This window comes from Agrobacterium sp. ST15.13.013 (assembly GCF_027956525.1).
GTDB lineage: Bacteria > Pseudomonadota > Alphaproteobacteria > Rhizobiales > Rhizobiaceae > Agrobacterium > Agrobacterium salinitolerans.
Window position 1 is genome coordinate 114,135 of the sequence record NZ_JAQKGP010000002.1, and the last position, 17,514, is coordinate 131,648.

Below are 17,514 nucleotides of genomic sequence, written 5' to 3' on the forward strand. Positions count from 1 at the left end.
AACACCAGCCAAAGGAGGTTCTCATGCCAAATGACATTCGCATTCGCCTCCCGGCCCCAGTGGTTCGCCTGCTGGCTTAGGTGGTATCCCGCGGCGCTGCCGCGTTCCCCTTTTTTGATTCACCATGTGGCTGTTGCGGCCATGTTCAAAGACTTTTCCGTTCCGTCGTGAGCCATATTTGTGTCTGCTCACCCTGTGACGATGGAGCGATTGATTGCCGGAGCTTGGCCTATGTTTGGCTGGTTTGAAAAACGCCTCGATCCTTTTCCCGCTTCGGCGCCGTCAGTGGCGCCACAGAAGCTTTTGCCGTTCCTGTGGCACTATGTGAAGCCCGCCTGGCCGTGGTTGCTGCTGCTCGGCCTGATGTCGATGGGCATCGCCATTGCCGAAGCCATGCTTTACAAATTCCTCGGCAACATCGTCGACTGGCTTTCCACGGCCAATCGCGAGACGTTTTTTGCCGATGAGGGCTGGCATCTGATCGGCATGGCAGGGCTGGTGCTTATCGTGCTGCCGCTGATGGGCGCGGTCCACACCATGACGATGCACCAGACGCTTGCCGGCAATTTCGGCATGATCGCACGCTGGAAAATGCACCGTTTCCTGCTGCGCCATTCCATGAACTTCTTCGCCAACGAGTTTGCCGGCCGGGTTTCCACCAAGGTGATGCAGACGGCGCTGGCGATCCGCGAAGTGGCGCTGAAGGTGATCGACGTGTTCGTTTATGCCATCAGCTTCGTGGTTTCGATGCTGTTCATGGTGGCTGCGGCGGACTGGCGGCTGGTCATTCCGCTGCTGGTCTGGCTCGGTATCTATATGGGTATACTTACCTATTTCGTGCCGAAACTCGGCCGGCTGGCGCAGGAACAGGCCGATGCGCGCTCGATGATGACGGGCCGGATCGTCGACAGCTACACCAATATCTCGACGATCAAGCTGTTTTCCCATGCGGGCCGCGAGGAAAGATATGCGCGTGAGGGCATGAACGTGTTTCTTGGAACCGTTCACCGCCAGATGCGCAAGATTTCCGGCTTCAACATCCTGATCGACCTCAACAATGCCGTGGTGCTGTTTTCCACGGCGGCGCTCGGTCTTTATTTCTGGATGCAGGGTTCGGTCACGGCTGGTTCGGTCGCCATTGCGATCAGCCTTGCCATGCGCGTCAACGGCATGTCGCAGTGGATCATGTGGGAAGTCACCTCGCTGTTCGAAAATATCGGCACGGTCTATGACGGCATGTCGATGATGACGAAACCTCATGACATCGTTGACGTTCCGAAGGCGCCGGAGCTGGCCGCGCCACAGGGCGCCATCCGTTATGACAACGTCCGCTTCCACTATGGCAAGAACAAGGGCGTGATCGACGGGCTGACGCTGGATATCAAACCGGGCGAAAAGGTCGGTCTGGTCGGGCGTTCGGGTGCGGGCAAGACGACGCTGATGAACCTGTTGCTGCGCTTTTATGATCTCGAAGGCGGCCGGATCACCATCGACGGGCAGGACATCTCCAAGGTCTCGCAGGACAGCCTGCGCGAGCTGATCGGCGTGGTGACACAGGATACCTCCCTGCTGCACCGTTCGATCCGCGACAACATTGCCTATGGCCATCCCGAGGCCACGGACGAGCAGGTGATCGCGGCGGCGAAGCGGGCGAATGCCTGGGACTTCGTCGAAACGCTTGTCGACATGCATGGCCGACAGGGTCTCGATGCCCAGGTGGGCGAACGTGGTGTCAAGCTGTCCGGCGGCCAGCGCCAGCGTATTGCGATTGCCCGCGTCTTCCTGAAGAACGCGCCTATCCTGGTGCTTGATGAGGCGACTTCGGCGCTCGATTCGGAAGTCGAGGCGGCGATCCAGGAAAACCTGTTCGCGCTGATGGAAGGCAAGACGGTGATCGCGATTGCCCACCGCCTTTCGACGCTGACGGAAATGGACCGGCTCATCATCCTCGACAAGGGCCGGATCGTGGAAGCGGGCAGCCACGCGGAGCTGGCGGCGATGGGCGGCATCTATGCCGACCTGTGGCGTCGCCAGTCCGGCGGCTTTATCGCCGACCACGAGGCGGAAGTGGCCGCGGAGTAAGCAAAAGCGAAAGGGCGAGGAACATTCCTCGCCCTTTTTCATTCCTCGAATGTTACCGAAATATAATCTCTTCCCGAAGCCTTCGCGGCTGTTCCCGTTCCGGGAATCCGCCTATATCCGAACCATGGTTATTACCCGCATCTTCGAGTTTTTCGAGAACTGGATAAAGCCCTTCGCCCGCAAGGACGATGTGCGTCCGCCTGAGAGCACGTTCGCCTTCATCTGGTTTTATATCTCGCAGGCCAAGGCGCCGTTTTTCGCGATGCTGGTGCTCGGCGGTTTGACGGCGGCCATCGAGGCGGCGCTGTTCTGGTTCGTCGGGCGGCTCGTTGATATTCTCTCGACGGTAAAGCCGGAAGAGGGCTGGGCGGGGCTGCTTGCGGCCCATGGCGGCGAACTGGTGGGCATGCTGGTGCTGATCGCCGTCGTGCGTTTTGTCGTCACCATGGTGACCGCGCTGGTGGATCAGCAGATCATTACTCCCGGTTTTTACAATCTGGTGCGCTGGCAATCCTACATGCATGTGGCGCGGCAATCGCTGACCTTCTTCCAGAACGATTTTTCCGGCCGCATCGTGACCAAGGTCTGGTCCGGCGGGCAGGCGGCGGGCGATCTCGTTACATCGCTGATGGAAAGCGTGTGGTTCGTCGGTATCTATTCGGTTTCCATGCTGTTCCTGATCGGCGGGCTGGACTGGCGGCTGGCCGTGGTGGTCGTCGTCTGGGTGGGGATCTTCTCGCTGCTGGCGCGCTATTTCGTGCCGCGCATCCGCTATCATTCAAAGGAGACGGCGGAAGCCGCCTCGATGCTCTCCGGCCGCATGGTGGATGCCTATAGCAATATCCAGACGCTGCGGCTGTTCGGGCGCGACGACGCCAATGATCGCTACATGCGTCAGGGCTTCGATATCTTCCAGACCGCGACCATGACGTTTACGCGGTTCATCACTGGCGTGCGCGCCTCCATGGCGCTTCTGTCGGGCGTGATGATCACATCCATGGCCGCGCTCTGCACCGATCTGTGGCTGTCCGGCAAGATCAGTTCCGGCGCGGTCGCCTTCACGCTGGCGCTGGTGCTGCGCCTCAACTTCCTGCTCGGCCGGTTGATGACGCAGTTCAACGGCATCATGCGCAATTTCGGCACGGTGCAGAATGCCGCCGAGTTGATTTCGCAGCCGATCGGTCTCGTCGACGCCCCGGAGGCGACGGTGCTGGAGGTGAAGAAGCCGGGCATCCGTTTCGAAAATGTCAGTTTCCACTACGGGCGCGCGAACGGCGTCATCGACCATCTCAATCTCGATGTCCGGGCGGGCGAGAAGGTGGGCATCGTCGGACGCTCCGGGGCGGGAAAATCCACCCTCGTCAATCTGCTTTTGCGTTTTTACGATGTCGAAAAAGGCCGTATCCTGATCGACGGGCAGGATATCGCCAGGGTGACGCAGGAATCGCTGCGCGCCCATATCGGCATGGTCACGCAGGATACGTCGCTGCTGCATCGCTCCATTCGCGACAACATCCTGTTCGGCCGCACCGACGCCACCGAAGCACAATTGCAGGAGGCGACGCGGCGCGCCAAGGCGGATGATTTCATCGCCAGGCTTGAGGATCAGCGCGGTCGCAAGGGGTTCGATGCACATGTGGGCGAACGCGGCGTGAAATTGTCCGGCGGCCAGCGCCAGCGCATCGCAATCGCCCGCGTGATGCTGAAGGACGCACCGATCCTCGTGCTCGATGAGGCGACGTCGGCGCTCGATTCGGAGGTGGAGGCGGCGATCCAGAGCAATCTGGATGAGCTGATGCAGGGCAAGACGGTGCTGGCCATTGCCCACCGCCTGTCGACGATTGCTGCTCTCGACCGGCTGATCGTGATGGATCAGGGGCGCATCGTGGAGGAGGGCAGCCATTCCGATCTGGTCATGCAGGGCGGTCTTTATTCGGAACTCTGGGCGCGGCAGTCGGGCGGTTTTCTTGCCGCGGACGAAGCGGCGCAATAGGGCCTTCGGCTATTTCCCGATCATGAAATCCGCCATCAGTCCAAAGTGATTGGAGCCGAGGCTGTCGGGCAGGCGGGTGGTTTTCATCAGCGTCGCCGGTTCGCGGGCGAAGATGTGGTCGATGGCGATGCCGAAGCGACCGGCCTCCGTTGGCCATGTGGCGGGTTCGAAGGTCGCCTTCTTCAGATCGTTGGCGGCGAGGAAAGCGCGCATGTCAGGCGCGATGCTGGCCGAATTGAAATCTCCGGCCAGAATGAGCGGCCCGGTGACACGAAAGAGAATTTCGCTCACTTCGTCGAGTTCGTCGCGATGATAATCGTCGAAATAGGGCTTGGTGATATGCCCGGCGGCGAGCGTCAGTTCCGTGCCGTCGAGGTCGATATGGGCTATGGCGAACCGATCCCGCCGAAGATCGCTGAGGCTGTGGAAACGGCCTTCCAGCAATGGTCTTTTTGACAGGATGACCAGATCGCATCCGGGCGTGCCGGCGTAACAGCCAAGCCTGTGCGGATAGGTTTGCTGCAGTCGCGGCAGGGCCGATTCAAGCGCCGCTGCTTCGAAGAGATAGACCGCATCCGCGCCCGATTCGAGAATTTTGTCGGCAATTGCATCGGCATTGGCGGCATTGTCCATCAGCACGTTGAAGGACAGCAGCCGGAAGGGTTTGGCGCCCGGCGCGGGGGCGGCGGATGTGGGAAATTCCAGGAGCATGGCAATGGCGTGGATGGCGAGCGCAAGCGACCAGACCACGAGGAGCGCCGAAACCGCATCGCGCGTCAGCCAGAAGACGAGGCATGACAGCAGGATGCAGACGATGGCGATATGGAGCTGAAAGCTGGTGACGAAGGCGAGAAGCCAGAAATCGGTGAGGTAGCGCAGGCTGGCGACGAAAAGAACGGCAGCCACTGCCGTGGAGACCATGCAAGAGAGCTTCGCCGTCATCCGAATCCCTGCTTTCCGTGCTCTCCCTTGAAGTCTCCTAACATGGTGCACGGATGCGCACAATGTTGCCCGCCTGCCGAGTACGGCGAAAAAATGAGAGCCAAATTGGCCCCCTCCGGCAGAATTACGGCAGCTTTGTGTGCTTTGCTCTTGCCAAGTCGGTCAATATTTTGCGATCACACAGAGTGACGCGGTTTCTTGATGCCGCAGTTGTGTCCAGGACGGTGGGACGGAGTTTGTCCTGGATCAAATCTTAGCGGGAGGACTCATGCGATTTACGGCAAAAACAGCGCAGAGGATGGTGTAGCGGTGAGCGAGCACGTAACCAATCACGACGCTTCGGGTGAACCGACCCGTCGCGATTTTCTTTATCTAGTGACGGGAATGGCGGGTGCCGTTGGTGCCGCCGCAGTAGCATGGCCTTTTATTGACCAGATGCGTCCCGATGCATCGACACTGGCGCTTGCCTCGATCGAAGTGGATGTCGCGGCCGTCGAGCCGGGCATGTCGCTCACCGTGAAGTGGCGCGGCAAGCCGATTTTCATCCGCAACCGCACGGAGAAGGAAATCGAGGAAGCCAAGGCCGTCGCTCTCGGCGATCTGAAGGATCCCGTGGCGCGCAACGCCAACATCGCCGCGGACGCGCAGGCGACGGATATCGACCGCTCCGCCGGCCAGGGCAAGGAAAACTGGATCGTCATGGTCGGTTCCTGTACCCATCTCGGTTGCGTTCCGCTTGGCCAGGCCGGCGATTTCGGCGGATGGTTCTGTCCCTGCCATGGCTCGCACTACGATACGGCGGGCCGCATACGTAAGGGTCCGGCGCCGCAGAACCTCGCCATCCCGACATTTGCATTCACATCCGATACCGTGATCAAGATCGGATAAGGGGACAGATATTCATGAGTGGTCATTCCAGTTATCAGCCGTCCACCGGCATCGAGAGGTGGATCGATTCGCGGCTTCCCTTGCCGCGCATGATCTATGACAGCTTCGTTGCCTACCCTGTCCCGCGTAACCTGAACTACGCCTATACGTTCGGCGCGATGCTTTCCGTCATGCTCATCGTGCAGATCCTCACCGGCGTCGTGCTGGCCATGCATTATGCCGCCGAAACGACGGTCGCGTTCAATTCCGTCGAAAAGATCATGCGCGACGTCAACCATGGCTGGCTGCTGCGCTACATGCATGCCAACGGTGCGTCGTTCTTCTTCATCGCGGTTTACCTGCACATTGCCCGTGGCCTTTATTACGGCTCCTACAAGGCGCCGCGCGAAATCCTCTGGATTCTCGGTTGCGTGATCTTCCTGCTGATGATGGCGACGGGTTTCATGGGCTACGTTCTGCCCTGGGGCCAGATGTCCTTCTGGGGCGCGACCGTCATCACCGGCTTCTTCACGGCATTCCCCGCCATCGGTGAATGGATCCAGCAGTTCCTGCTTGGCGGCTTTGCCGTTGACCAGCCGACGCTGAACCGCTTCTTCGCGCTTCATTATCTGCTGCCCTTCATGATCGCAGGCGTCGTTATCCTGCACATCTGGGCTCTGCACGTCACCGGTCAGACCAACCCGACCGGCGTTGAAGTCAAGAGCAAGACCGACACGGTTCCCTTCACGCCCTATGCGACGCTGAAGGATGCGCTCGGCGTTTCCGTGTTCCTGATCGGTTATGCCTGGTTCGTCTTCTATATGCCGAACTTCCTCGGCCACCCCGACAACTACATCATGGCAGATCCGCTGAAGACGCCGGCGCATATCGTTCCGGAATGGTACTTCCTGCCGTTCTACGCCATGCTGCGCGCCATCACCTTCAACATCTGGGTCATCGATTCCAAGCTTGGCGGCGTTCTCGTGATGTTCGGCGCGATCGTCGTGCTGTTCTTCCTGCCCTGGCTCGATACGTCGAAGGTTCGCTCCGCCGTTTATCGTCCCTGGTACAAGATGTTCTTCTGGGTCTTCGTGGTGAATGCCATCATGCTCGGCTGGCTGGGTTCGCGCCCGGCGGAAGGAACGGGCCTGATTGGTCTTCTCACCGGCGATCTGAAAGGCAATTATGTCGGCTATTCTCAGCTCGGCACGCTTTATTACTTCGGTTTCTTCCTCGTCATCATGCCGATCCTCGGTCTGGTCGAAACGCCCCGGCGTATTCCGAATTCGATTACCGAGGCCGTTCTCGAAAAGAACGCCGCCAAGACGGGTGCCGCATCTGCGGCTGCCGAAGTCTGAGCGCGAAGGAAGGATGACGACAATGAAGAAGCTTGTAACAAGCATCGCGCTTTTCGCCGCCATCGGCTGTTCCGTCACCGTCGTTTCGGCGGCGGAAGAGAGCCATGATCTCGCCGCACAGGCCACGCATGCTATCGCCGGCAACCACTTCCCGATCATTAAGCCCGAGGAACAGAACTGGTCTTTTGCCGGTCCCTTCGGGAAATATGACAAGGGCCAGCTGCAGCGCGGTCTGAAGGTCTACAAGGAAGTCTGCTCCGCCTGCCATTCCATGAACCTGGTTTCCTTCCGCACACTGGGTGACCTCGGCTATTCGGACGACCAGGTGAAGGCTTTCGCGGCTGAGTACGAAGTGCAGGACGGGCCGAATGCCGATGGTGAAATGTATAATCGCAAGGCCGTACCTTCCGATCATTTCCCTTCGCCTTTCCCGAACCATGAGGCGGCGGCAGCCGCAAATGGCGGGGCGGCCCCGCCGGACATGTCGCTGCTCGCCAAGGCGCGCGGCGTAGAGCGCGGTTTCCCGCAATTTATCATCGACATGATCCCGATCATCGGCGGTTATCAGGAAGGCGGGCCGGACTACATCCACGCGCTGCTGACTGGTTATCAGGACGCGCCGGCCGGCATTAAAAACACGGATGGTTCGGACTACACCGTGCCTGAAGGCACCCACTTCAACCCTTATTTCGTCGGCGCCACCTCCTTGAAGATGGCGCCGCCAATCAGCGCCGATCAGGTGACTTACGACGACGGCGCGCCGCAGACCGTGGACCAATATTCCAAGGATGTGGCGGCGTTCCTGATGTGGACCGCAGAACCGCATCTGGAAGAGCGCAAGCGCACCGGCTTCATGGTCATGGTGTTCCTGTTCATCTTTACGGCGCTGATCTATCTCACCAAGAAATCGGTCTACGCCAACAAGGAACATTGATCGATATCCAGATGCCTGTCAGTCATTGGCCCCCACGGTCTTTCGTGGGGGCCTTTTCATGGGTGCCTTTTCATGGGTGCTGGTGAACGGCAAGCATCGGTTGCCCGGTTGAGAGACGCCGCAGGGCCGGAGCGCGGGTCACAGCAATGCCAGGGAATGAGCGCGGGTCCTTTTTAGTTGGTCCGCAGCCGCCAAGTTGATAGGGTGGCCTGAACCTTCTGATCCATTTCCCTTATCTCAACTGGAAATACCATGACCGTTATCGCTTCGGAGCTTTCCGCTGCCATCCGTTCCATTCCCGACTATCCGAAGCCGGGCATCATCTTCCGCGACATCACGACACTGCTCGGCAACCCGCGCGCCTTTCGCCGCGCCGTGGACGAACTCGTGCAGCCCTATGCGGGTACGAAGATCGACAAGATCGCCGGCATGGAAGCACGTGGCTTCATTCTGGGAGGGGCGGTGGCGCATCAGCTATCGGCCGGTTTCGTGCCCATCCGCAAGAAGGGCAAGCTGCCGCACACCACCGTCCGCGTCGCCTACAGCCTTGAATACGGCGTGGACGAAATGGAAATGCATGTGGACGCGGTCCAGCCGGGTGAGAAGGTCATTCTGGTCGACGACCTGATTGCCACGGGCGGCACCGCTGAAGGTGCGGTCAAGCTGTTGCGGCAGATGGGAGCGGAGATCGTTTCCGCCTGCTTCGTCATCGATCTGCCCGATCTTGGCGGCCGCAAGAAGCTGGAAAACCTTGGTGTCGAGGTGCGGACGCTGGTGGAATTTTCCGGCCATTGAGATGGTAGCGGGGCAATGGTGACGCTATTGCCCCGGCGCTCATTCTATTCGAATTCCAGAACCCCGCTCCGGAAGGTCAGCACCGTTTCTCCTGACTGGTTGACGCCCTCGTTAAATGTAGTGTTCAGCCAGACGCCGGCTCTGGATTCCAGCGCCCGGGTGTCGAGCAGGGTCACGAAATAGGTGACATCGTCTCCGGCAAAGACCGGTTTTTTCCATTTCAGTTCTCGAAAGCCGGGCGAGGGGCCGAGTTTGGGCGGCTCAAGGCCCTGTAGTTTCAGCCTGTTCACCTCCTTGGCCCAGTGGGAGAGGAAGCACTTCATCCAGCCAGCACCTGTGTGCCATCCGGAAGCGCAAAGACCGCCGAAAATGCTGTTCTTTGCGGCTTCCGCGTCGAGATGAAAGGGCTGCGGATCGAAATCGCGGGCGAAACGGGTGATGTCTTCGGCGGAGAAATGCAGCGTATCGAGTGTGACGCGTTCGCCGATAGGAGAAAGTTCTGCCAGTTTCATGCTGCAGCGCCCCCATTGTCGCGCATGCGGAACATCACGGTGTTTTCGCCGTGCGATACCAGGACGCCGTGTTGGTTATAAAGCTCGTGGCGTAGTTTCACGAGGCCGATGCCGGGGCGCGACGCGGAGGGCCGCTGTTCCAGAACAATGGATTTTCCCGCAAGCGTATCGCCCGCCAAAACCGGTTTTTTCCAGTCAACGAAATCGATGCCCGGGCTGCCCTCCGAGGTCGAGTTCGAAATGTAGCTGTCCGCCATCATCCGCATCAGCAGGCTGCAAGTGTGCCAGCCGGAAGCCGCTAGCCCGCCGAGAATGCTCTGGCGTCCGGCCTCTTCGGACAGGTGCATGGGTTGGGGGTCGAATTCACTCGCAAAAGCAACGATCTGCTCTGCGGAAATCGATTGCGGTCCAAGGGGAAATTCCTGTCCGACGGGAAAATCCTCATAGGCATAAGTCGCGACCGGCGTCATGGCGTCCTCCCTTCGCACAGTCAATATCGGCTGCATCTAAAATGATTTTTCCCTTTACGTAAAGGTCAAATCGAGGATGCAATGCAGAGGAATGGGGCGAGGCGGCTGCCGCTTGTTTCTTCTCCCCGAGGGGAGAAGGTCGCGGCAGCGGGATGAGGGGGCTAGGGTAGAGATATTCGGCAACGTTGCCCCCTCATCCGACCCTTCGGGCCACCTTCTCCCCGGCGGGGAGAAGAAACCGTGCCGCGATGTTCGGCTTACCCTTCTCAGCGACCCTATCGAGGCCGCCAAAGGCCAGATCAGGTATTGAAGCGGAAGTGGATGACGTCGCCGTCCTGAACCACGTATTCCTTGCCTTCGTCGCGAGCCTTGCCGGCTTCCTTCGCACCGACTTCGCCCTTGAAGGCGACATAGTCGTTGTAAGCGATGGTGTTGGCGCGGATGAAGCCGCGTTCGAAATCGGAGTGGATGACGCCGGCGGCCTGCGGGGCCTTGGTGCCGCGCTCAATCGTCCAGGCGCGGCATTCCTTCGGGCCGACGGTGAAATAGGTGATGAGATCGAGCAGCTTGTAGCCTGCGCGGATCAGGCGGTCGAGGCCTGCTTCCTCGAGCCCGAGGGCCGAAAGGAACTCCTTCGCCTCTTCATCGGGAAGCTGCGCGACTTCGGATTCGATCGCCGCAGAGATGACGACGGATTCGGCGCCCTGGGCCTTGGCCATTTCGGCAACGGCTTTCGTGTGTTCGTTGCCGTCGACGGCGTCGCTTTCGGCGACGTTGCAGACGTAGAGGACCGGATGCGCGGTCAGGAGGTTGAGGCCCTGAAGGATGCGCAGCTCCTCGGCATCCAGCGTGGAGAGCAGGGTGCGGACCGGCTTGCCTTCGTTCAGAAGCTTCAGCGAGGCCTCCATCAGCGGCAGCTGCGCCAGCGATTCCTTATCCTTGCCGGTGGCGCGCTTGCGGGTCTGTTCCGTGCGGCGCTCAAGGCTTTCGAGATCGGAAAGCATCAGCTCGGTCTCGATGGTCTCGGCGTCGGCCACGGGGTTGATGCGGCCTTCGACGTGGGTGATGTCGTCATCTTCGAAGCAGCGCAGAACGTGCACCACGGCGTCCACTTCGCGGATATTGGCGAGGAACTGGTTGCCGAGGCCTTCGCCTTTCGATGCGCCGCGCACCAGGCCGGCAATATCCACAAAGGAGATACGGGTGGGGATGATTTCCTTCGAGCCGGCAATGTCGGCGAGGATTTTCATGCGCGCATCCGGAACCGCCACTTCGCCGGTATTCGGCTCGATGGTGCAGAAGGGATAGTTGGCCGCCTGCGCCGCTGCCGTTTTCGTCAGCGCGTTGAAGAGAGTGGACTTGCCGACATTTGGCAATCCAACGATACCGCATTTGAAGCCCATGGCTTGAAACCTGCCCGTTTGAAAGAATTCGTTGAGGAGCCTTTTGCGGAAACGGCAGGGCAAGGTCAAGCCCGCGGGCGGATTTGTGCGGGCAAAGCCCCGTTAATGGTGCGGAATTTCTGGCAGGGTTGCCGATGCCGCGGTTGCGGCGCAATATAAGCGGGTCAAGCGACCGATCTTTCGTCATCAACGGGGTTTTCCCATGAACAACCGCGATGAGCGACAGGCACGAGCGACCATGATGGGTGACAGTCCTGTCGATCTCAAACCGAAACCGAAAGTCAAACCGAAGCTGGAGCGGCCGAAGCTCTACAAGGTCATTCTACTGAATGACGACTATACGCCGCGTGAGTTCGTTACCGTGGTGTTGAAAGCTGTCTTCCGCATGAGCGAGGAAACCGGCCACCGGGTGATGATGACGGCGCACCGCTTCGGAAGTGCGGTCGTCGTTGTCTGCGAGCGCGATATCGCCGAGACCAAGGCCAAGGAAGCGACCGATCTCGGCAAGGAAGCGGGATTTCCGCTGATGTTCACCACTGAGCCGGAAGAGTGAGCGTTAATCCTGCCTTTTCTGGAAACCCGTCTTGTTCTGCACAAAGCCACAGCTTTCGTAAAATGCATGGACCTCCGGGCGTTGTCGCCCGGTCAGCAGCATCACCTTATAGCAGTTCGCTGCAAAAGCGGCCTCGACGGCATGGCACACCACCGCGCGACCATATCCATGGCCGCGACGGTTTTCGAGCGTCACCACGTTTTCAATAAGGGCATAGGAGCGGGCGGCGCGCGTCAGGTTCGGCACGATCTGGAGCGTGGCGGTGGCGACCGCTTCTTCGCCTTCGGTCGCAAGAAACACGGTCAGGCCGGGCTGGGCGAGCATGGCCGCGAAAGCCGCGCTCGCTTCTTTTGCCGTCATTTCAGGGTCGGACGGATTGAGCGCCCGGTAGAGTTCAAGCAAACCGGCTAGATCGCCGGCTCCGGCTGCGCGCAGGACGATGGGCTTCGAAGACATTCGCGATCTAGTCCTTCTTGCTGAACATACGCTTTAGCATTTCGGCCATAGGGCCGGTTTCCGGCAGCTTTTTCGGCTGGGCGCTGTTGCGTGCCTGATGGATATGGGACTGTGCGGCGGGTTTGGCTGCCTTGGCCGGTTTTTCGGACTCCGGCTTGCTGCCTGTAGCTAGCGCCAGCTTGTTCATCAACTGCGAATCCTCGGCTTTCACCAGCATGGCGGCATTGTCGGCAATGGCGTCCAGAAGCGGATCGAGCCAGACCCGGTCTGCCTTGGCGAAATCGCCGAGCACGTGGCTGTGCACCCGCTCCTTGTCACCGGGATGGCCGATGCCGAGGCGCAGGCGGCGATAGTCCTTGCCGCAATGGGCGTCGAGCGATTTCAGGCCGTTATGGCCGCCATGGCCGCCGCCCGTCTTGATACGGGCGCGGCCGGCCGGCAAATCCAGTTCATCATGGATGGCGATGATGTCCGCCGGCGCAAGCTTGAAGAAGCGCATGGCCTCGCCGACGGACTCACCCGAAAGGTTCATATAGGTCAGCGGCTTCATGAGCAGAACCTTTTCACCGCCGATCTCGCCTTCGGAAATCTCCGCCTTGAATTTTTTCGACCAGGGCGCAAAGGACGGCAGGCGCTGCAGCGCATCGACGGCCATGAAGCCGATATTGTGACGGTTTCCCGCATATTGCGCACCGGGATTACCAAGTCCTGCGATGATCTTCATGGGGCATGTCCGCGTTTTGCCTGATGATGCTGTTGTCACCACCCCGAAAACCGCCGGCTGTCAATCTTTTTATGGAGTTTCGGATGGTTCAGGGACTGACGAGATTGTAGCGGTCGAATATTCGCTGCTGTGTTCCATCGGCGATCAACCTGTCCAGCCGGGCCTGCAATTTTGCGATCACCTCGTCTGGTACGCTTTTGTTACATGCAAGGCCAAGCTGCTGCCGTGAGAGGGTTATCACTTCCCTGAACGTGTCGGCCGGCAGGCTTTTGAAGGTGCTCTCCGACATGGGCATCAGGTCAATGCGGCCGGCATTCAGCTTGTGAAGGGTGATCTCGAAATCCGCGCCGACATCCACCTGCGGGAAACCGAGCTTTTCGAGAAGCGCCTCGGTGTAATCTCCACGCTGGGTTCCCACCCGATATTTCCTCGCGTCCTCGAGGCTGGAGGCTTCGATATTCGCGTCGCGGCGCGCCACGAGAATGTTGCGGTCGATATGGATCGGCGTGACCCATTTGAACTGCTTCTCCCGCTCCAGCGTTCTGGCAGCGGCGAAGACGCAGTGCATGGCCTGCGTTCTGGCCAGTGCGATGGCCCTTGCCCAGGGCATGACGGCGACTTCGTAGCTGGTACCGGTGTCCTCGAGCACGGTTCTGAGCTGGTCGAAATAGACACCCCGCACGCTGCCGTCGCTGGCCTGCAGATTATAGGGCGGATAAATCTCGGTGGTCAGGAACAGCTTGGCGGCGCTGGCCGGAGTGGCGAGCGCAAGGAAGATGAGGCAAAAGCGGATCAGTCCCATGGCTGGCCCCCTGCGGTTCATGCTTGTCGCGCCGCGGCGCGGTCTTGCCCGGACGCGGTGTCGAGTGAGGTGATCAGTTTTTCCACGGGTTGCGGGCGTGCGAAGAAATATCCCTGTCCGAAATCAGCGCCTATGTCGGTCAGAAGCGCTTTCTGTTCTTCCGTCTCGACACCCTCGGCAATGACAGCGCAGTTCATCTTGTGCGAAATGGCCGCGATGCCTTCGACCAGCATTCGATTGCGTTGCCTGATGTCCATCCTGTCGTCGCAGATCGAGCGGGTGAAGGACTGGTCGATCTTGACGATATCGACCGGAAAACGGCTGAGATAGCTGAGCGAGGAATAACCCGTGCCGAAATCATCCAGCGCGATGCGGCAGCCGAGCTGGTGGATTGCGTTGAGGATCGCCCGGATTTGCGGATCGTCCTTCATGATAACGGCTTCGGTGATCTCGATGACCAGCCGTTTCGGAAGAATGCCGTGGCGGTGCAGAACGCCGGCGATGCGGGTCGGCAATCCCGGTTCGAATTGCAGCGGCGAGAAATTCACCGCCACATAGGTCTGTTCCATACCCGGCAGGCGCGACAGCCTGGCGAGATTGGCGATCGACTGATCGAGAATGACATTGCCGATGCGGTGGATAGTGCCGTTTTCTTCCGCAAGGCTGACGATCGCGGCCGGGGAAAGCAAGCCCTTGTCCGGGTGGTTGAGACGCAGCAGCGCCTCGAAACCCGCCGTCTGGCCGGTGGCGAGGTTTTCTATCGGCTGGAAATAGGCCTCGAACCAGTCTTCGGAAAGCGCCTGCGCGATATCCCGTTCCAGCTCCGCATGTTCGCGCGCCCGGTCCATGATCGAGCTGTCGAAGACCTGCGAGCCGTTCTTGCCCGTGCGCTTGCGGGTATACATCGCCATGTCGGCATTCTGCAGAAGCTCGGAGGCGCTGGCGGCGTGCAGGGGATAGACCGCCATGCCGATGCTGGCGCTGAGGCGGATGCTGTTGCTTTCAATCTCGAAAGGCGTGTCCAGCATGGCGCAGATGCGCTCGCAGAATTGCAGGGCGCGCTCTTCCACCTTGTCACCGGCCAGAAGAATGGCGAATTCGTCGCCGCCGAGCCGCGATGCGCTGTCCAGCGGCGTCAGCAGCGGTTCGAGCTTCAGCGTGAATTGTTTGAGCACGGCGTCGCCCGCAGCGTGGCCGAGATTGTCGTTGATCGCCTTGAACCGGTCGAGGTCGATGAACAGGCAGGCCAACTCGCTACCATTGCGATCCGCATCGCGGATCTGCACGTCGAGAATCGCCTCGAAGCCCTGCCGGTTGAAGAGGCCGGTCAGGTGGTCTGAAATGGCTTGCTGTCGGTTGCGCTTTTCCGACTGGCGCAGTTCGGTTACGTCGGTCATGACGCAGAGGCAGATGCTCTGATGGGCCGCATCGCCGGAATCAAGAGACTTTTCCAGGATGAGAGCGTCCATGACGCCGCCATCCATGCAATGGAAACGCACGGTAATGCCGCTATGCGAGGCATCGGGCAAGGGATGCGCGGTCTTGCGCTGCTGGAACAGAAGCCTGTCATCGGGATGGATGAGATCGGCGAAATTCAGGCCGAGTATCCGGGAACGATCGTAGCCCGTCGCCTGCACCCAATAGTCGCTGACGGCGGCAATGCGGTCGTGCCTGTCGAGCGAAAACAGCATGGCGGGCGTCCGGTTGTAGATCTCCGTCTTGCGCTCGTGTGCGTTCTTGATCTCCAGTTCTTCCTTTTCAAGCTGGGACTGCATTTCGTTGAAGCTTTTCGCCAGCCTGCCGATTTCGTCTTTCGAACGCCAGTCGACGTGGTGGCGCGAGCCGAGACGCCGCGTCGCTTCTATTGCCGCCGCAAGCCGCATCAGCGGACGGATGACCATGAAGCGGTTGCCGGCGATGGCGGCGAGAACGATAGTGAGGACGGCGAGGATGAAAATCGTAATGAAAGCCAGTTCGGTGCGGCTCAAAGAGGTCATAAGGCTGACATTGTCGTAATAGATCGTCAGTTGCCCGACGGTGACGGAGCCCTTCGTGGTCTTGTAGGTTACTTCGCGCGTCGTCGAGGCTGCATCCTGAATGATGTCGCTGCCGGCTGTCTGGACGACATCGAGTTGGCCGGACGTATCCCTGACCTCGACCATCCTGATCACGGGGTCGGAAATGAGCGTTCCGGTAATCTGGTTTATGGTGTCGTCATCAAGATCCCACAGTGGTCGTCCAAGCGCCTGCGCATTGGTCGACAGCAGAATCTCAAGGTGGTTACGCTGGCTGCGAATGGCTTCGTGATAGGACAGCGTCAGCAAAAGCGTGAAGAGCGGGGCGACCACTGTAAGAAGTGCGCCGGAAACTATCGCGATAAAGCGGCTTTCGACGGAATGAGCCATGTTAAATTGCAGCTACCCTTTGCCCCAAACTTGCTGCGCCGCGTTTCGTCTGCCCGGAGGGTTTTGCAGGGTTTCCGGCGAAAGCCCGTTTCACCACGCATTTCCTCAGCCCGGCCGGTGTTCCACGACAGCGCGAGGGTATCGTTTCATGGAAGTGTTAATCGACACTGAAACGGTTTCCGTATCAGGTCAGGATGGCGAGCTTTCTGGTTTTAAAGTTCATGAAAACTAAAAGGCCCGTTCCGAATACGGAACGGGCCTCATTTTTCAAAGCTGTCTTCAAGGTCGTCCAGCCTTGCGGCCGCCGATTATTCCTCGGAAGCTTCTTCGGTCGTTTCTTCAGCGACGCCAGCAGCCGGAGCAACGATCGTTGCGATCGTAAAGTCACGGTCGGCGATGACCGGCGTGATGTTCTTCGGCAGCTTCACATTCGAAATGTGGACGCTGTCGCCGATCTTCAGACCAGCGAGATCGACCGTGATGAATTCCGGAATGTCGTTGGCCGGGCAGTGGAACTCCACGGTGTGGCGAACGATGTTCAGAACGCCGCCGATCTTGATGTCCGACTTTTCTTCGTTTTCGAAGTGAACCGGAACTTCAACGTTGACGAGCGTGTTGCCCGAAACGCGCAGGAAGTCGACGTGCATGGTGAAGTCGCGGACCGGATCAAGCTGGTAATCCTTCGGGAGAACCTTGATCTTCTTGCCGTCGACGTCGATGGTCGCAACCGTCGTCATGAAACCGCCAGCGTGGATACGCTTGGTGACTTCGTTGGTCGACAGAGCGATGGAAATGGGGGCCTGCTTGTCACCATAGATGACAGCGGGAATCAAACCGTTGCGGCGAAGTTCACGAGAGGACCCCTTACCAACTCGTTCGCGCGCCTCGGCCTTGAGCTCATACGATTCTTTGCTCATGGCAATTCCTTTCGAGGTTATATGGAGAGTTCATGCCCGCGGGCGCTGAACTGGGGAGGTGCAAGCACCATCCCACCCGCGTTGCCTCCAAGGGTGTCTACACGGGTGCGGGCGCTATAATACAAACGGCAGACAAAGACAAGAGTGGCCAGGTTTTGGCTGCTGACGCTTTGTAATTTTATTAGAGTTCACTAATTCACCTGTTTGTTGCAACCTTTAATATATGCTTATCCATGCACATAAACCCGGTGAAAACTTGGCGAATGATAAGGCTATGCAAAATTCCAATTGCGTAGATGAC

16 protein-coding genes are annotated in these 17,514 nt (G+C 59.2%); 7 read left to right on the forward strand and 9 right to left on the reverse strand.

From position 1 onward, the window contains the following. The first annotated feature begins 231 nt into the window (after positions 1–231). Positions 232–2,082 carry an ABC transporter ATP-binding protein gene (locus tag PL597_RS02425; RefSeq protein WP_142911734.1) on the forward strand — a complete coding sequence of 617 codons (1,851 nt, stop codon included), beginning with the start codon at positions 232–234 and terminating at the stop codon, positions 2,080–2,082. Between the two features lie 124 nt (positions 2,083–2,206). Continuing rightward, positions 2,207–4,075, forward strand: a complete 1,869-nt coding sequence (locus tag PL597_RS02430; RefSeq protein WP_271364615.1) for an ABC transporter ATP-binding protein — start codon at positions 2,207–2,209, stop codon at positions 4,073–4,075. A gap of 9 nt (positions 4,076–4,084) precedes the next feature. Here the strand turns inward: PL597_RS02430 and PL597_RS02435 are convergent, their stop codons facing one another. After that, on the reverse strand, positions 4,085–5,017 hold the full coding sequence (locus PL597_RS02435; RefSeq protein ID WP_142911733.1) for an endonuclease/exonuclease/phosphatase family protein: 933 nt from the start codon (positions 5,015–5,017) through the stop codon (positions 4,085–4,087). Positions 5,018–5,326: 309 nt separating this feature from the next. Here PL597_RS02435 and petA point away from each other — a divergent pair, with 309 nt between their 5' ends. The 4 genes from petA (at position 5,327) to PL597_RS02455 (ending at position 8,971) form a co-directional block, all read left to right on the forward strand. Beyond that, positions 5,327–5,905: a ubiquinol-cytochrome c reductase iron-sulfur subunit gene (gene petA, locus PL597_RS02440; protein WP_035220195.1), complete on the forward strand. Its 579-nt coding sequence runs from the start codon at positions 5,327–5,329 to the stop codon at positions 5,903–5,905. 14 nt (positions 5,906–5,919) lie between these two features. Continuing rightward, entirely contained in the window at positions 5,920–7,242 is a 1,323-nt protein-coding gene (locus PL597_RS02445) for a cytochrome b (protein ID WP_077981576.1), read from the forward strand. 22 nt (positions 7,243–7,264) lie between these two features. Next, the gene (locus tag PL597_RS02450) at positions 7,265–8,176 is read left to right on the forward strand and encodes a cytochrome c1 (RefSeq protein WP_077981634.1); all 912 of its coding nucleotides are present in this window, start codon (positions 7,265–7,267) and stop codon (positions 8,174–8,176) included. Between the two features lie 252 nt (positions 8,177–8,428). Then, positions 8,429–8,971, forward strand: a complete 543-nt coding sequence (locus PL597_RS02455; RefSeq protein ID WP_077981577.1) for an adenine phosphoribosyltransferase — start codon at positions 8,429–8,431, stop codon at positions 8,969–8,971. Between the two features lie 44 nt (positions 8,972–9,015). Here PL597_RS02455 and PL597_RS02460 read toward each other — a convergent pair whose 3' ends face one another. The 3 genes from PL597_RS02460 to ychF form a co-directional block, all read right to left on the reverse strand. After that, positions 9,016–9,483 (reverse strand): MaoC family dehydratase, encoded by a 468-nt coding sequence (locus PL597_RS02460; RefSeq protein ID WP_271364529.1) that lies wholly within the window; start codon positions 9,481–9,483, stop codon positions 9,016–9,018. Then, entirely contained in the window at positions 9,480–9,953 is a 474-nt protein-coding gene (locus PL597_RS02465; RefSeq protein ID WP_080790123.1) for a MaoC family dehydratase, read from the reverse strand. Before PL597_RS02465 ends, PL597_RS02460 begins: the two co-directional genes overlap by 4 nt. Positions 9,954–10,252: 299 nt before the next feature. Further along, positions 10,253–11,356 carry a redox-regulated ATPase YchF gene (gene ychF, locus PL597_RS02470; RefSeq protein ID WP_035260423.1) on the reverse strand — a complete coding sequence of 368 codons (1,104 nt, stop codon included), beginning with the start codon at positions 11,354–11,356 and terminating at the stop codon, positions 10,253–10,255. Between the two features lie 238 nt (positions 11,357–11,594). Between ychF and clpS the strand changes: the two genes are divergently transcribed. Continuing rightward, positions 11,595–11,909 carry an ATP-dependent Clp protease adapter ClpS gene (gene clpS / locus PL597_RS02475; protein ID WP_373692756.1) on the forward strand — a complete coding sequence of 105 codons (315 nt, stop codon included), beginning with the start codon at positions 11,595–11,597 and terminating at the stop codon, positions 11,907–11,909. 3 nt (positions 11,910–11,912) lie between these two features. Here clpS and PL597_RS02480 read toward each other — a convergent pair whose 3' ends face one another. From PL597_RS02480 to PL597_RS02500, 5 genes are all read right to left on the reverse strand, one after another. After that, complete coding sequence (locus PL597_RS02480) at positions 11,913–12,365, reverse strand: GNAT family N-acetyltransferase (RefSeq protein WP_142911732.1); 453 nt, start codon at positions 12,363–12,365, stop codon at positions 11,913–11,915. Positions 12,366–12,372: 7 nt separating this feature from the next. After that, positions 12,373–13,089, reverse strand: a complete 717-nt coding sequence (pth, locus tag PL597_RS02485) for an aminoacyl-tRNA hydrolase (RefSeq protein ID WP_077981582.1) — start codon at positions 13,087–13,089, stop codon at positions 12,373–12,375. 88 nt (positions 13,090–13,177) lie between these two features. Then, positions 13,178–13,891: a substrate-binding periplasmic protein gene (locus tag PL597_RS02490; RefSeq protein WP_269823766.1), complete on the reverse strand. Its 714-nt coding sequence runs from the start codon at positions 13,889–13,891 to the stop codon at positions 13,178–13,180. A 17-nt stretch (positions 13,892–13,908) separates the two neighbouring features. Then, the gene (locus tag PL597_RS02495) at positions 13,909–16,296 is read right to left on the reverse strand and encodes an EAL domain-containing protein (RefSeq protein ID WP_271364530.1); all 2,388 of its coding nucleotides are present in this window, start codon (positions 16,294–16,296) and stop codon (positions 13,909–13,911) included. 308 nt (positions 16,297–16,604) lie between these two features. Next, positions 16,605–17,213: a 50S ribosomal protein L25/general stress protein Ctc gene (locus PL597_RS02500; protein ID WP_077981585.1), complete on the reverse strand. Its 609-nt coding sequence runs from the start codon at positions 17,211–17,213 to the stop codon at positions 16,605–16,607. Between the last annotated feature and the right edge of the window lie 301 nt (positions 17,214–17,514).

What these genes read in the sequence shown, in the direction of transcription:
- PL597_RS02445 (WP_077981576.1), top strand. Translation starts at nt 5,920, where the DNA reads ATGAGTGGTCATTCCAGTTATCAGCCGTCCACCGGCATCGAGAGGTGG.
- PL597_RS02480 (WP_142911732.1), bottom strand. Translation starts at nt 12,365, where the DNA reads ATGTCTTCGAAGCCCATCGTCCTGCGCGCAGCCGGAGCCGGCGATCTA.
- PL597_RS02500 (WP_077981585.1), bottom strand. Translation starts at nt 17,213, where the DNA reads ATGAGCAAAGAATCGTATGAGCTCAAGGCCGAGGCGCGCGAACGAGTT.
- clpS (WP_373692756.1), top strand. Translation starts at nt 11,595, where the DNA reads ATGATGGGTGACAGTCCTGTCGATCTCAAACCGAAACCGAAAGTCAAA.
- PL597_RS02490 (WP_269823766.1), bottom strand. Translation starts at nt 13,891, where the DNA reads ATGGGACTGATCCGCTTTTGCCTCATCTTCCTTGCGCTCGCCACTCCG.
- pth (WP_077981582.1), bottom strand. Translation starts at nt 13,089, where the DNA reads ATGAAGATCATCGCAGGACTTGGTAATCCCGGTGCGCAATATGCGGGA.
- PL597_RS02430 (WP_271364615.1), top strand. Translation starts at nt 2,207, where the DNA reads ATGGTTATTACCCGCATCTTCGAGTTTTTCGAGAACTGGATAAAGCCC.
- PL597_RS02450 (WP_077981634.1), top strand. Translation starts at nt 7,265, where the DNA reads ATGAAGAAGCTTGTAACAAGCATCGCGCTTTTCGCCGCCATCGGCTGT.
- PL597_RS02425 (WP_142911734.1), top strand. Translation starts at nt 232, where the DNA reads ATGTTTGGCTGGTTTGAAAAACGCCTCGATCCTTTTCCCGCTTCGGCG.
- PL597_RS02435 (WP_142911733.1), bottom strand. Translation starts at nt 5,017, where the DNA reads ATGACGGCGAAGCTCTCTTGCATGGTCTCCACGGCAGTGGCTGCCGTT.
- PL597_RS02460 (WP_271364529.1), bottom strand. Translation starts at nt 9,483, where the DNA reads ATGAAACTGGCAGAACTTTCTCCTATCGGCGAACGCGTCACACTCGAT.
- ychF (WP_035260423.1), bottom strand. Translation starts at nt 11,356, where the DNA reads ATGGGCTTCAAATGCGGTATCGTTGGATTGCCAAATGTCGGCAAGTCC.
- PL597_RS02465 (WP_080790123.1), bottom strand. Translation starts at nt 9,953, where the DNA reads ATGACGCCGGTCGCGACTTATGCCTATGAGGATTTTCCCGTCGGACAG.
- PL597_RS02495 (WP_271364530.1), bottom strand. Translation starts at nt 16,296, where the DNA reads ATGGCTCATTCCGTCGAAAGCCGCTTTATCGCGATAGTTTCCGGCGCA.
- PL597_RS02455 (WP_077981577.1), top strand. Translation starts at nt 8,429, where the DNA reads ATGACCGTTATCGCTTCGGAGCTTTCCGCTGCCATCCGTTCCATTCCC.